The sequence below is a fragment of the Bacillus sp. FSL K6-3200 genome (assembly GCF_038630485.1).
Lineage (GTDB): Bacteria > Bacillota > Bacilli > Bacillales > Bacillaceae > Bacillus > Bacillus safensis.
On record NZ_CP152032.1, the window covers coordinates 912,111 to 924,777 of the forward strand.

Genomic DNA, 12,667 nt, shown 5'->3' on the forward strand with positions numbered 1-12,667 from the left:
AAAGTTTCTCTATCAGCAGTGCACCGCTCGTCCATTTGTTTGCAGCAAGGCTTCGTGTATCGCCTCAGAGAGTGTCGGATGTGCCGCAATAAACTGCTCTAATGTATCAGCTGTCAACTCTGTATGCATCATCACCGCCGCTTGTCCAATCAGTTCTGTTGCATTCGGCCCGATGATGGATACACCTAAAATTTCTTGATATTGCGGTTCGACAATGACCTTTACTTGACCAGCTGGCTGATTTAAAATTAATGCTTTTCCATTTGCAGAGAATGCGAATTTCCCTATTCGAATCTCCCCATATTGTTTTCTAGCATTCTCTTCATTTAAACCGACACTAGCGATTTCTGGAGACGTGTAGATGCACCTTGGAATCACGTGTTCATTGACTTTTACATCTTCACCTGATGCATGTGATGCCGCAATCGTTCCTTCATGAAAAGCAGCATGAGCAAGCTGAACGCCGCCTGTCACATCACCGCACGCATAGATATGCGGGAGATTGGTTTGCATATGCTCATTCACGCAGATGCCGTTTCTATCAAATTCAATACCGATCTGCTCAAGATTCAGCTCTCCCAGCTTCGGCTTTCTGCCAATGGCGACTAAACAATGATCGGACTTGATTTCACAGCGCTCCCCATGATCCTTCTCAACCACCACTTTTTTTGAGATTGCATCAAGCTGTTTAACTGCTGCTGATGTCAAAATCTCTACACCTGCTTTTTGAAGCTGATCGTGAAGACAGTTAGCTGTATCGTGATCTTCTTCAGGTAAAATGTGTGCTGCCTGTTCCACCATGACAACCTTTGACCCCATTCTGCTAAAGATGCTTGCAAACTCACAGCCGATCACCCCTCCACCAATGATACAAAGTGAATCTGGTATTGAAGGGAGCGTCATCGCATCCTTACTATCAATAATCCACTCTCTATCAAATGGGGCGAAAGGTAAAGCAGCAGGTTCTGATCCTGAAGCAATAATGATTTGTTTTGCCTGAATGATTTCAGATTTCCCTTCACTTTCTATCAATAGCTCATGTGCTGAAAGAAATGATGCCTTCCCATTTAACACGCTGATTTTGTTTTTATTCATCAAATAACGAACGCCATCAGTCAGCTGCTTGACGACTGACCGCTTCCGCTTTTGAACGGCATCCCAATGAATGCTAGGCTTCTTTTCTGAAAGCTCAATTCCAAAGTGTCCAGCTGATTTCACATGCTCGTACATATCGGCGCTTTGCAAAAGTGCTTTCGTTGGAATACAGCCTTCATTCAGGCAGGTACCTCCTAACAGGCCTTGGTCGATTAGTACAACCTCTCTGTCAAAACGGGCGGCTGTTATTGCCGCCACATATCCTGCTGGCCCGCCTCCTATAATGACAAGCGTCATTCATTTCACCTTCTTCCTATAAAAGAATGGATACTGGATTTTCTAAATATGATTTAACAGTTGATAAAAATTGTGATGCCGGCGCTCCGTCCAGCACGCGATGGTCAAAGGTCAGACTGAGTGGCAGGATCGTCCCTTTACATAATTCATTCCCATGATAAACAGGCATGTGATCCGCTTTGCCAACACCAAGAATACCTGCTTCCGGCGGATTCAAAATCGGTGTGAAATGTTCCACACCATAGGCGCCTAGATTAGTGATTGTAAAAGTAGAGCCTTCAATTTCATCGTGGAGAAGTCTGCCTTCACGTGCTTTTTTGCCATACGATTTGATACTCTTCGCCAGCTCAATAAGTGAAAGTTTTTCCGCATGCCGAATAACAGGCACTGCCAACCCGTGATCTAAAGCAGCAGCGATTCCAAGATGAACATACTCAAAAGTTTCGACTCTATCATTCTGATATTGACTGTTCATTGCAGGATGCTCTAGCAGGGAAAGAATCACTGCTTTGGCTACAAAATCAGTCATGGTTAATTTCATATCGTGTCGTGCTCCAGCTGTTTCGTTCAACTCAGACTGTAATGCTGTCAGCTTTGTCACATCCGCTTTCATCGTTATTGTTAATTGTGCACTTGTTTGCAGGCTTTCCATCATTCGCGAGGCAATGGTTTTCCGCATCATGCTGACTGGCTGATGCTTTGTTGGTTCATTGTGTTGTTCTTTTTCTTTTTCATCAGGAAGTGCCCGAAGCACATCCGCTTTCGTGATTCTCCCATCTGGACCTGTTCCCACTAGTGTATGAATATCCAGATTAGCACTTTGAGCAATCTTACGTGCAACAGGGGAGATTTTAATTCTCTCTTTCTTTTGTTTTGGCGGCAGGCCTTTTTCTTTCTTTTCCTCGACCTGTTCATTTCCTTCACCGATATAGCAGATGACAGTGCCAGGCGGTACACCTTCTCCCTCAGGCACTTTTATATCCAATATGGTTCCTTCAGCAGGTGATTCGATCTCCATTTCAATTTTTTCAGAGTTGATGCTTGCAATGCTTTCCCCTTTATTTACAGTCTCTCCGATCTCTTTATTCCAGACAGATACCGTTCCTTCTTTCATTGACATGCCCAATTTCGGCATCACAACCTCGACAGCCATCTCCCTCTCTCCTTTCTTTAGTTCAAAATCTTGTCATGACTCTTTCCAACCATCTCTAAGACGGTGTTCACAACCTTATCAGGTGTCGGCAAATAGATATCTTCAAGCGGTGGTGAAAACGGAACCGGTGTATGAGGAGCCGTCACTTTTTTGATTGGAGCGTCAAGTAAATCGAACCCTTTATCCGCAACCAGAGAAGAAATATCTGCGGCAATTCCGCACCTCGGATTTGCTTCATCTACAATGACAAGCCGATTTGTTTTTTCTACTGAAGTTAGAATGGCCTCTTCATCGAGCGGTGACAAGCTTCTTGGATCAATCACCTCTGCTTCAATTCCTTGGACAGCCAATTGCTCTGCCGCTTCGAGTGCTGTATGAACTTGTTTGCCTACTGCAAAAATGGTCACATCTGAGCCTTCTCTTTTCACATCTGCTTTGCCAAGCGGCAGCGTGTAGTATCGCTCTGGAACATCTCCTGTGATATTGTAAAGCGTTTTGTCTTCAAAAAAGATGACAGGGTCCTGATCCTCGATGGCTGCCAGCAGCAATCCTTTGGCATCGTATGGTGAAGAAGGCACCACTACTTTCAATCCAGGGATGCTTGTAAATAGCGCATACAAGCTTTGCGAATGCTGAGCAGCTGCTCTAAAACCCGCTCCATGTGTCGTTCTAATCGTGATCGGCACCTCTGCTTTTCCGCCAAACATATATCGGAATTTTGCTCCTTGATTCAGCACTTGATCCAGACAGGTGCCGATAAAATCATTAAACATGAGTTCTGCAATTGGCCTTAGTCCTGTGGAAGCTGCTGCCATGGCCGCACCTACATAGCCAGCTTCACTAATCGGTGTGTCAAGAACTCGCTCACGCCCAAACTCCTGAACGATTCCTTTCGTTACACCAAGCACACCGCCCCATGCTTCATCATCCTGTAAGTGATCGACATGAGCGCCTCCAGCAACATCTTCCCCCATTAAAATGACATCCTCGTCTCTTCTCATGGCAAGTTTAATCGCTTCATTTAATGCACTAGACATGCTGATTTCTCTTGTCATTTTCCTCTCCCCCTTTGATTTATTGATACGAAACATACACGTCGGTCAATAATTCGGTCTGATCTGGATATTCACTTTCTTCACTGAATGTAACGGCTTCATCTATCGCTTCTGCTACAGCCGCTTCAATATTTGATAGCTCCCCATTCGTCAGCAGCTGCTGCTTGATTAATTCATTTTTAAAAAGAGCGATCGCATCTCTCTCTTCTTGGTGTTCTGTTTTTTCTTGATTGGTTTTATAACGCTGGGCGTCTCCTTCGAAATGGCCATAATTTCGATATGTCATGCATTCAATTAATGTCGGACCTTCTCCATTTTTTGCTCGTTCAATTGCTTGTTCTGCGGCTTGATAAACAGCCATCACATCTTTTCCATCTACTTGAATCCCAGGAATGTCATAACCGGCCGCTCGATCTACGATTGATTTGCAGCTTGAAGCATAGGAAAATGGTGTCGCTTCCCCGTACCCATTGTTTTCTGCAATGAAAATGACGGGCAGTTTCCAGATGGCCGCGAGATTAATTCCTTCGTGGAAAGTCCCTTGATTGTTTGCACCATCCCCAAAAAAGCAAACGCTTACATTTTTTGTCTTTTTATATTTAGCTGTGAGGGCTGCCCCGCACGCAAGAGGAAAGCCCCCTCCAACAATTCCGTTGGCACCAAGCATTCCTTTATCAAAATCTGCAATGTGCATGGATCCGCCTTTGCCTTTACAGAGACCTGTGGCTTTCCCATAGATTTCTGCCATCATTCCCTTTAGATCACAGCCCTTCGCTATACAGTGGCCGTGGCCCCGGTGGGTACTTGTAATACTGTCTTTTTCATTCAGATGAGCACAGACTCCTACGGCAACAGCTTCTTCGCCAGCATAAAGATGGACAAACCCCGGCAAAATTCCTTTTGTAAAAAGCGTGTGCACTCGATCTTCAAATTGGCGGATTTCCTGCATCTTTTGATACATCCATACGGCTTTTTCTTTAGTCAATGCCATTTCCATTTAGTAAAACCTCCTATCTTTTTTGCTTGCACTTATATACAAGCAAAAATCATGCCAACATGACGACCCATGAACACTTATGCTTTGAGCGAATCACACCGATGAAAAAAGAGACAAAATGAGACATGCGTCTCTTTTTGTCTCAATATGTTCACACATCTATTGGAACAAAAAAAGCATCTCCTTAGAGGAAATGCTTTTCACAATGAATCGGTTGTACGCTCCCACTTTAATTTCCCTTTGCAGACGCCGCATACATAACGAGAGGTATCAAACCGTCTTTTCCTTATAAAAGACCTGCCGCATCCTGTGCAGACATATTCATGGCGTTTCTCCGCACGCCGCTTATTTCGTACGGTCTTTAGCGGTGTACAAAAACGCGGGGCTCCTACTTGTTTTAATAACGCTTTAAAATCACGGTCGCGATGCTGATAGCCCTTTCCCTCAAGGTGCAGATGATAATGACACAGCTCATGCTTGATGATCCCGATTAATTCTTCTCGTCCATGCTCCTCTAGATATCGGCGGTTCAGTTCAATATTGTGTGTACCAAGTAAATATCGCCCGCCTGTCGTTTTTAGCCGGTCATTAAAAATAGCCTGATGGCGGAATGTCTTACCAAAGAAATGTTGGGAAATGTGTTCTGTTAACTGCTGTAACTCTCTCTCGTTCAATCAAGATCGTTCCTTTCTATAAAAACCTCGAACGGGACAATTTCCCCTATGCATACATTGAAGGTACATCCACTGTTTCGATCAAAGGAGGAATGGGCGATGCCCAATTGGCTGAAAAATCAGATGCAGAAGGCATTTTATGAGAAAAATCATTATCAAATCAAATTGCTGAATCAATGCTGGTACTTTTATAGAAAAAAACATTCAGTCACATCAAGGCACACCCCATCCTAAGGTGCGCCTCGTTTTTTGTTTACTCTGGTTTCAGCATGGAGAGGGCAACGCGGCCTTTTGCTTGGTCAACGGAGTCCACCCATACGGTCACAATGTCACCAACTGATACAACATCAAGCGGATGCTTCACAAAACGGTTGCTTAGTTTAGAAATATGCACAAGCCCATCCTGCTTTACGCCAATATCAACAAATGCGCCGAAGTCTACAACGTTTCTCACCGTTCCTTGCAGCTCCATTCCTTGCTTCAAGTCCTCCAATTTCAACACATCTGTTTTGAGCAGCGGTTTTGGTACTTCATCCCGCGGATCACGCTCAGGTCTTGTCAGCTGATCGATGATATCTTGAAGTGTAATTGTCCCAATGTCCAGCTGCTGGGCTGCTTCGTCCAGTTTCACTTCAGCAATTTTCTCTTTTAACTGCTCTGTGCCAAGATCGTCTGGCGTCATGTTGATCATGCGTAAAAACTGTTTTGTTTCTTTATAGCTCTCGGGGTGAATGCCTGTACGGTCAAGCGGATCTTGTCCGTCTGTAATGCGAAGGAAACCGATACACTGCTCATATGTCTTAGCACCGAGCCTTGGGATATCCTTCAATTCTTTTCTGCTTGTGAATCTCCCAATCTCTTCGCGCCTTTTGATGATATTCCCAGCGACGGTTTTTGAAAGGCCTGATACATATTGCAGCAGCGCCTGTGAGGCTGTATTGACGTTCACACCAACTTGGTTGACGACTGTCTCAACGACAAAGGTTAACGAGCTGTTTAATTGCTTTTGACTCACGTCATGCTGGTATTGGCCCACACCGACAGACTTCGGATCAATTTTCACGAGCTCTGCTAAAGGATCTTGTAATCTTCTAGCGATTGAGATGGCGCTTCGTTCTTCGACTTGCAGATCTGGAAACTCTTCTCGCGCAAGTGCAGATGCGGAGTATACACTTGCTCCTGCTTCATTCACGATTAAATAGGACACTGGCTGATCCAGCTCTTGAATCAAGTCTGCAATGAATTGTTCAGTCTCTCTTGAGGCTGTTCCGTTTCCAATCGCAATAACTTCAATGTTTGATGATTGAATGATCTCTTTCACTTTTTGTTTCGCTTCCGCTTTTTTCTGCACAGGCGGGTGCGGGTAAATAACGCCAATATGATGGACTTTTCCCGTATCATCCACGACAGCTAATTTACAGCCTGTCCGAAATGCGGGGTCGACTCCAAGTACACGTTTCCCTTTCATTGGCGGCTGAAGCAGCAGTTTTCTTAAGTTTTCAGCAAAAATATGAATCGCTTGTTCCTCTGCTTTTTCTGTCAGCTCTTTTCGTATTTCACGTTCGATAGAAGGCTGAATGAGGCGTTTATATGCATCATCAATTGCCGCTTCAATAAACGGTCTCGCCGTCGTCTGTTTGCCTTTTAGAACTTGTTTGTCGAGATAGAAGCGAATATTTTCAGCAGGTGGTTCGATGGCTGCCTTTAAAATGCCTTCTTTCTCCCCGCGGTTGACCGCTAATACACGGTGCGGGACAATCTTTTTGATTGGCTCTTGATAATCGTAATACATTTCATAGACATTTTTCTCATCGCTTTCGACGTCTTTTCCTGATGTGACCAGACTGCCCTTTTGGTACGTTTCACTGCGAATCCATTTTCGCATATCGGGATCATCTGCCAGCTGTTCAGCAATGATGTGCTGCGCACCCTCAAGTGCCTCTTCTACATTTGCCACTTCTTTTTCTTCGTTAATAAAAGCAGCTGCTTTCTTCTCGATCTGATCGCTTGGCAGCGTGAGTAAATATTCCGCCAGCGGCTCCAGCCCTTTTGCTTTGGCTACATTCGCCTTTGTTTTGCGCTTTTGTTTGAATGGCCGGTATAAATCTTCGACCTCTTGCAGTTTATGAGCTTGTTCAATTTTCTGTTTTAATTCATCGGTTAGTTTGTCTTGTTCAGCAATTAAGCGAATGACTTCTTCTTTTCGGTTCGTGACATTTTGGATATATGTATAGCGCTCTGAAATGGTTTGAATTTGCACCTCATCCAGTGAGCCTGTCTGCTCTTTCCGATAACGGGCAATAAACGGGACGGTGTTGCCATCCTCTAAAAGCTTGATCACACTTTCAATTTGTTTCGTTGAAAGCTTTAATTCAGTTGCAATTTGTTTCAATAAAAAGTCAGATGTCTTCATACTTTGCATCCTCTCACTGTGTCTTCTTATTTAGTGTATCAAAAAAACCGGCAAAACAGAAAAAAGGTCAGCTATTTTACGTGAGCTGACCAAGTACATAGGTGAGATCGTCCTTTTTGTCTTGTGTGTATGTTTCAAGCTGTTTGGCGATGTCTTCAACTGAATGCCCATGCTTTAAACACATGCGCATGTTTGGCACATTCAGTCCGTCTGAATACATAATGAATATCGATCCTTTTTCGTAGGAATAGGTGTACGTTTTATATTTTCTAGGTTTCCCTGATAAGTATCCTGATGTCGGAAGTGGATAAATATAGTCGCCAGAAGGTGCATTCAAGATAAACCGAATATTACCAACCGAACAATAGGTAAATTGCTGCTGGGAAAAATTCACCTTTAATATGGCCACGGTGGCCCCGCGTTTATTTTTCATGGCCTGATTGCATCTGTCGATGAGGGTCGTCACATCCTCATGTCCATATTCTTCGACAATTTCGCTGACTAAAGAAGATGATTCATTGGCGTACTGGCCGCTGCCCAATCCGTCTGCTACAGCACAAATTAGTTCTTCATCATCTGCTTTAATAAAAAAACTGTCCCCGCAGCATGCTTTTCCTTCTTTATTCGATTGATAAATAATGGCGTTTACATGCTCATGCTGTTCAATCTGCTTCATTACCCTAGCTCCATAGACGCATCTTCTGATAATGCATCTCGCAGTTTTTTCACTGCCTTTCGCTGCAGTCTCGATACATGCATTTGGGATATACCAAGCAAATCGCCTGTTTCTTTCTGACTCTTATTTTGCAAGTAAGTCAGATTGATAATCTCTTTTTCTCTATCTGACAGCACATGAAGCACACTCTCAAGCATCATTTTTTGGTTCACACGTTCATAGCCCTCTTCCTGTGAGCCAACAACGTCTAAAATCGTCACAGTACTTCCTTCAGAATCAGCCTCTACGCCTTGGTCAACAGACAGTGCTTGATAGCTTTTGCCCATCTCCATGGTTTCAAGTACTTCTTCTTCTGTTACATCTAGGTATTCTGCAATTTCTTGGACTTTAGGTGATTTCTGTGTCTCTGTTGTCAAATGATCGACTGCCATTTTGATTCTCGGTCCAAGCTCTTTGATCCGCCTTGGTACATGGACACTCCATGTCTTATCTCTTAAAAAGCGTTTGATTTCCCCGATGATGGTTGGAATGGCAAAGGCTTCAAATGATTTACCGACGAGCGGGTCGTATCGTTTAATGGCGCCAAGTAAACCAATCATTCCAACTTGTCTGAGGTCCTCATGAAAGCTTTTTCCTTTAGAATATTTTTTCGCCAGCATATCAACCAAGTTTGTATAGCATTCGACCAGCGTGAGCTGCGCCTGCTCGTCTTGATTGGTTTGATAGCTTTGGATGAGGCGGTCTACTTCATCTTTAGTTAGTTTCATAGTTTTGGATGGTTGTGTCATGGTCAACTCGCTCCCTGTTTAAAAACTTTGTCATCGCCACGGTAACTCCGGAGTTTGCTTGCACCTCGACTTCATCCATCAATGTTTGCATTAAATATAAACCAAGACCTCCTTCTGCCAATTGATCCACCGTATGAGCAGATGTGTACGGTCCCAAGTCTTCCTGTTTTTGCTTAAAGTCAAAGCTGCCACCTTTGTCAGCGACAACGATTTCTAGACGATCCTCGTAGACAAGAAAGCGAACAGCCACCTCTCCATCTTCACCGTCTTCACCTTTGTAGGCATGCTGAACTGCATTTGTACAGGCCTCACTGACGGCAATTTTTAAGTCCTCAATCTCTTCATAGACATAGCCCATCCGGCTCGCTACTCCTGAAAGAGTCAAACGAATGATGCCTACATATTCTGGTTTCGCCGGTATTTTCATCTCGATTAGATCTACTGATTCGTTCATTGTACCCCACCCTCTGACTTTGCAGAAATGTCAATGATGTCCTTTAATCCAGTGATTTCAAACAACCTTACAAGCCGTTCTGACAAGTTCTCAAGCTTTAATGTGCCACCTGCTTTTTGAGCCGCTTTAAACAGCCCAACGAATACACCTAAACCTGTACTATCCATATACGTAACATCCTTTAGACAGATTTCAAGATGCTCTCCCGCCTCTGCTTTAGGCATGAGCGTTTCTCTTAGCTGAGGAGCGGAGTACACATCAATTTCCCCGCTGACACTGATTTTCGTTTTTTGATCTATTTGATGCTCTTTTACAGACATATTCATTATGCATTCACCTCGAAATTCTTGTTTCCTAAAGTTTTATATACCCGCATGTTCACTTTCTAAACCTTTCTTTTGAGAACAAGTAAAGTAAAGTCATCGTGCAGCTGAAAATCCTGCAGTTTGAGTAAGCTGGCGTAGATGGCATCCACCATTTCTTGAGCTGAGTAGGATAGATGCTCTGATATGAGCGCTTTGATATCCTCCCGCTCTAAGAAACCGTCCTCTGACTTGGATTCTGTGACACCATCAGAGAATAGAATGACCATATCTCCTGCGTCCAAATGCTTCTCGTACTGTCTGTAGTCAAAGTCTGGTGCGATCCCAAGGACAAGCCCTTTTGCATCTAAATCGTAAAATGTGTTCTCTTTTCTGCAATAGAAAAAGCCCGGCTCATGACCAGCCGATGCGTATTTAAACTCATGCGTTTCTTTATTATAGCTGCCATAGAACATCGTGATAAACATACTTGGGTCTACGTTTTGCTCGACTACACGATTCAGGGTTTTCAGCACCTTTGTTGGGCCGCTCCCTGACTCAGGCAAGGAATCCATCGCATATTTAATCATCGACATACAGAGCGCAGCCGGGATTCCCTTTCCAATGACATCTGCGATCGCGATATTGATTGTATCGTGATCAGTTACAAAGTGGTAATAATCTCCACTCATCTGTTTTGCCGGTACACTAATCGCACCAATATCAAAGGTATCTCCTTCTGGAATTTTCGTTTCCAGAAGGGTTTGCTGAACATTTGCAGCAATTTCGATTTCAGATTTTATTTCTTGCTGGATGCCTCTGAGTGTTAAATGTTCCTGGTAGGCAAGTCCGTACCCAATCATGACTTCAATTAAGAAGTCTAGTGAATGAAAAACATCTTCCGGCAAATCAGGGTAAAGCTCCTGAATCACTTTTCGGTGAACACTCACTATTTCTTCAGGAGGTATTTGATGCTCAATGGTTTTACGGCTAAATTTTTGAGCTTGATAAAGCGATGTTTCAGTTAAATCACTGATATAACGACTGAGCAGCTGATGGTACCGCTGCTCCATTACCTCCTTAAAATCCATGGTTTCCCTCCTAGCGAAGCCACTTAACAGCTTGTATCTCCGTTCCTTGTTCTGGTGCAGAATCTAATTTAAATTCATCCATCAGTCGTCTGACACCCGGAAGACCTGCTCCGAGTCCGCCTGATGTTGAAAATCCGTCTTCCATTACTTTACGTATATCCATGATACCCGGCCCCTCATCGGCTGCGATCACTTTGAGTCCACGCTTTCCTCGCTCCATCACTTCTTCTATACAAATCTGACCTTTACCAGCGTATAAATAGATGTTTCGAGCTAATTCTGAAATGGCCGTCGTAATTCTTGCTTGGTCAACTGTTCCAAATCCAAGTTCTTTTGCAACATTGCGCCCCAATTGTCTTGCTGCGACTATGTCCCATTCCGTCAATATTCTTACACAGGATTGGTCTTTCATATCTATTCCCCCAATTCCCGCTTCAGTGTCTCAAGCCCTTGTTCAAGATCTAGTGCTGTCTGAATTTCTTCAAGCGATATACCAAGTTCAATCAGCGTCACAGCGACTGCCGGCTGTATTCCTGTTAATACAACTTTTGCCCCCATGAGCTTGGACATGGTAATCACATCGCCTAATACCTTTGCGATAAAGGAATCAATCATATCGACGGATGTGAGGTCAATGACAACACCGTTTGCTCCTGTTTCATGAATTTTATTCAGTAAGTCTTCTTGAAAGTGGAGAGCTGTTTGATCATCAAGCTCCCACTGTATCGAAATCAGAAGGCAGTTATATAGTTTTAAGATTGGAATCTTCGGGTGATTTCTCACTGGGTTATCCCTCCAATGAAACAATTTTTCGATTTGTCATTTCCAAAGCAGTTTGAATTCCTTTTTGAAGGGTATTCTTTGTTGTAACTTGAGATAAATCAATTCCAAGGTTCACAATGGTTTGGGCTATTTCTGGGCGAATACCGACAAGCAAGCACTTCGCACCTACTAATCTCACAGCCTCTGATGCTTGAATGATATGATGCGCGACCATTGTGTCAACGACAGGTACACCCGTAATATCAATCAAGACGACCTGCGAGCGATGTTTGACGACACCATTGAGCAGGTTCTCCATAATTTTTTTCGCACGTTCTGTATCAATTGTTCCAACAAGCGGCATGACGGTGATGTGCTCAAATACTGGGATCAGCGGGGCAGAAAGTTCCTGCAGCGCAATTTTTTGAAGGTTGACTGTTTTCTCCCATGAGATGGAATACTGGTTTAAGATCTCGTTATGAATCGGTGTGATGAATCGATCGATTTGCCAGATGAGGTCATGACTTTCTTCTGTTGTATCTTTGTCGTCGTTCATTTTATGATATAAATGTGAACGGATTTCTGTTAGACCATTTGCCAGTAACTTAAGTGATATACCCATTTGAACAATTTTTAAAGCAAAAGTTTGCACTTTTTCTTCAAAATCTTCTGCATACCCTTCTGAAAGAGATGTAATGATTAATTGAACATATTCCGAACAGATGGTTTCATACATATTGTCGTTCAGCATCATGTCCGTTTCTTTTTCTCCGAGTCGTCTTAAAATGTCCGTCCACTCTTTTTGTAATTCCTCTTGATGCTTTCTTGCAAAAGCTAACACGATTTGATTCGACATGTTTTACCCCCTACGTACATAAACAGCACTTCTTTTTAGTCTTTCTTCATTATA

Annotated in this window: 15 protein-coding genes; 1 reads left to right on the forward strand and 14 read right to left on the reverse strand. The window is 43.4% G+C overall.

Translation table 11 applies throughout. The features are described 5' to 3' along the window. Positions 1 to 12 precede the first annotated feature (12 nt). The 5 genes from lpdA to MHI60_RS04780 form a co-directional block, all read right to left on the reverse strand. Positions 13 to 1,392, reverse strand: a complete 1,380-nt coding sequence (lpdA, locus tag MHI60_RS04760) for a dihydrolipoyl dehydrogenase (RefSeq protein WP_144486175.1) — start codon at positions 1,390 to 1,392, stop codon at positions 13 to 15. Positions 1,393 to 1,408: 16 nt separating this feature from the next. Continuing rightward, positions 1,409 to 2,545, reverse strand: a complete 1,137-nt coding sequence (locus tag MHI60_RS04765; protein ID WP_144486173.1) for a dihydrolipoamide acetyltransferase family protein — start codon at positions 2,543 to 2,545, stop codon at positions 1,409 to 1,411. Positions 2,546 to 2,562: 17 nt separating this feature from the next. After that, the gene (locus MHI60_RS04770; protein WP_095407808.1) at positions 2,563 to 3,600 is read right to left on the reverse strand and encodes an alpha-ketoacid dehydrogenase subunit beta; all 1,038 of its coding nucleotides are present in this window, start codon (positions 3,598 to 3,600) and stop codon (positions 2,563 to 2,565) included. Positions 3,601 to 3,619: 19 nt separating this feature from the next. Continuing rightward, positions 3,620 to 4,597, reverse strand: a complete 978-nt coding sequence (locus tag MHI60_RS04775) for a thiamine pyrophosphate-dependent dehydrogenase E1 component subunit alpha (RefSeq protein WP_144486171.1) — start codon at positions 4,595 to 4,597, stop codon at positions 3,620 to 3,622. A 200-nt stretch (positions 4,598 to 4,797) separates the two neighbouring features. After that, positions 4,798 to 5,271: a SprT family protein gene (locus tag MHI60_RS04780; RefSeq protein WP_111289827.1), complete on the reverse strand. Its 474-nt coding sequence runs from the start codon at positions 5,269 to 5,271 to the stop codon at positions 4,798 to 4,800. A 99-nt stretch (positions 5,272 to 5,370) separates the two neighbouring features. On the opposite strand from MHI60_RS04780, the gene cmpA reads away from it, so the two are divergent. Further along, positions 5,371 to 5,505 carry a cortex morphogenetic protein CmpA gene (gene cmpA, locus MHI60_RS04785; protein ID WP_008346893.1) on the forward strand — a complete coding sequence of 45 codons (135 nt, stop codon included), beginning with the start codon at positions 5,371 to 5,373 and terminating at the stop codon, positions 5,503 to 5,505. Between the two features lie 19 nt (positions 5,506 to 5,524). On the opposite strand, the gene MHI60_RS04790 is transcribed toward cmpA, so the two are convergent. From MHI60_RS04790 to MHI60_RS04830, 9 genes are all read right to left on the reverse strand, one after another. Further along, entirely contained in the window at positions 5,525 to 7,684 is a 2,160-nt protein-coding gene (locus MHI60_RS04790; RefSeq protein WP_144486169.1) for a Tex family protein, read from the reverse strand. 76 nt (positions 7,685 to 7,760) lie between these two features. Next, a complete protein-coding gene (locus MHI60_RS04795) occupies positions 7,761 to 8,360 on the reverse strand; it encodes a PP2C family serine/threonine-protein phosphatase (protein ID WP_095407805.1) in 600 nt (199 codons plus the stop codon). Continuing rightward, a complete protein-coding gene (sigB, locus tag MHI60_RS04800) occupies positions 8,360 to 9,148 on the reverse strand; it encodes an RNA polymerase sigma factor SigB (protein ID WP_024427378.1) in 789 nt (262 codons plus the stop codon). Before sigB ends, MHI60_RS04795 begins: the two co-directional genes overlap by 1 nt. Beyond that, positions 9,114 to 9,602 (reverse strand): anti-sigma B factor RsbW, encoded by a 489-nt coding sequence (rsbW, locus tag MHI60_RS04805; RefSeq protein ID WP_048240335.1) that lies wholly within the window; start codon positions 9,600 to 9,602, stop codon positions 9,114 to 9,116. The genes sigB and rsbW overlap by 35 nt, the downstream gene beginning before the upstream one ends. Further along, the gene (locus MHI60_RS04810; RefSeq protein ID WP_017358393.1) at positions 9,599 to 9,928 is read right to left on the reverse strand and encodes an anti-sigma factor antagonist; all 330 of its coding nucleotides are present in this window, start codon (positions 9,926 to 9,928) and stop codon (positions 9,599 to 9,601) included. Before MHI60_RS04810 ends, rsbW begins: the two co-directional genes overlap by 4 nt. A 59-nt stretch (positions 9,929 to 9,987) precedes the next feature. Continuing rightward, the gene (locus MHI60_RS04815) at positions 9,988 to 10,995 is read right to left on the reverse strand and encodes a PP2C family protein-serine/threonine phosphatase (protein WP_095407804.1); all 1,008 of its coding nucleotides are present in this window, start codon (positions 10,993 to 10,995) and stop codon (positions 9,988 to 9,990) included. A 10-nt stretch (positions 10,996 to 11,005) separates the two neighbouring features. After that, positions 11,006 to 11,407 (reverse strand): anti-sigma regulatory factor, encoded by a 402-nt coding sequence (locus tag MHI60_RS04820; RefSeq protein WP_024427376.1) that lies wholly within the window; start codon positions 11,405 to 11,407, stop codon positions 11,006 to 11,008. A gap of 2 nt (positions 11,408 to 11,409) precedes the next feature. Next, the gene (gene rsbS, locus MHI60_RS04825; protein ID WP_003214235.1) at positions 11,410 to 11,778 is read right to left on the reverse strand and encodes an RsbT antagonist protein RsbS; all 369 of its coding nucleotides are present in this window, start codon (positions 11,776 to 11,778) and stop codon (positions 11,410 to 11,412) included. Between the two features lie 4 nt (positions 11,779 to 11,782). Continuing rightward, positions 11,783 to 12,613: an RsbT co-antagonist protein RsbRA gene (locus tag MHI60_RS04830; protein WP_024427375.1), complete on the reverse strand. Its 831-nt coding sequence runs from the start codon at positions 12,611 to 12,613 to the stop codon at positions 11,783 to 11,785. Positions 12,614 to 12,667 lie beyond the last annotated feature (54 nt).

What these genes read in the sequence shown, in the direction of transcription:
- lpdA (WP_144486175.1), bottom strand. Translation starts at nt 1,392, where the DNA reads ATGACGCTTGTCATTATAGGAGGCGGGCCAGCAGGATATGTGGCGGCA.
- MHI60_RS04765 (WP_144486173.1), bottom strand. Translation starts at nt 2,545, where the DNA reads ATGGCTGTCGAGGTTGTGATGCCGAAATTGGGCATGTCAATGAAAGAA.
- MHI60_RS04770 (WP_095407808.1), bottom strand. Translation starts at nt 3,600, where the DNA reads ATGACAAGAGAAATCAGCATGTCTAGTGCATTAAATGAAGCGATTAAA.
- MHI60_RS04775 (WP_144486171.1), bottom strand. Translation starts at nt 4,597, where the DNA reads ATGGAAATGGCATTGACTAAAGAAAAAGCCGTATGGATGTATCAAAAG.
- cmpA (WP_008346893.1), top strand. Translation starts at nt 5,371, where the DNA reads ATGCCCAATTGGCTGAAAAATCAGATGCAGAAGGCATTTTATGAGAAA.
- MHI60_RS04790 (WP_144486169.1), bottom strand. Translation starts at nt 7,684, where the DNA reads ATGAAGACATCTGACTTTTTATTGAAACAAATTGCAACTGAATTAAAG.
- MHI60_RS04795 (WP_095407805.1), bottom strand. Translation starts at nt 8,360, where the DNA reads ATGAAGCAGATTGAACAGCATGAGCATGTAAACGCCATTATTTATCAA.
- sigB (WP_024427378.1), bottom strand. Translation starts at nt 9,148, where the DNA reads ATGACACAACCATCCAAAACTATGAAACTAACTAAAGATGAAGTAGAC.
- rsbW (WP_048240335.1), bottom strand. Translation starts at nt 9,602, where the DNA reads ATGAACGAATCAGTAGATCTAATCGAGATGAAAATACCGGCGAAACCA.
- MHI60_RS04810 (WP_017358393.1), bottom strand. Translation starts at nt 9,928, where the DNA reads ATGAATATGTCTGTAAAAGAGCATCAAATAGATCAAAAAACGAAAATC.
- MHI60_RS04815 (WP_095407804.1), bottom strand. Translation starts at nt 10,995, where the DNA reads ATGGATTTTAAGGAGGTAATGGAGCAGCGGTACCATCAGCTGCTCAGT.
- MHI60_RS04820 (WP_024427376.1), bottom strand. Translation starts at nt 11,407, where the DNA reads ATGAAAGACCAATCCTGTGTAAGAATATTGACGGAATGGGACATAGTC.
- MHI60_RS04830 (WP_024427375.1), bottom strand. Translation starts at nt 12,613, where the DNA reads ATGTCGAATCAAATCGTGTTAGCTTTTGCAAGAAAGCATCAAGAGGAA.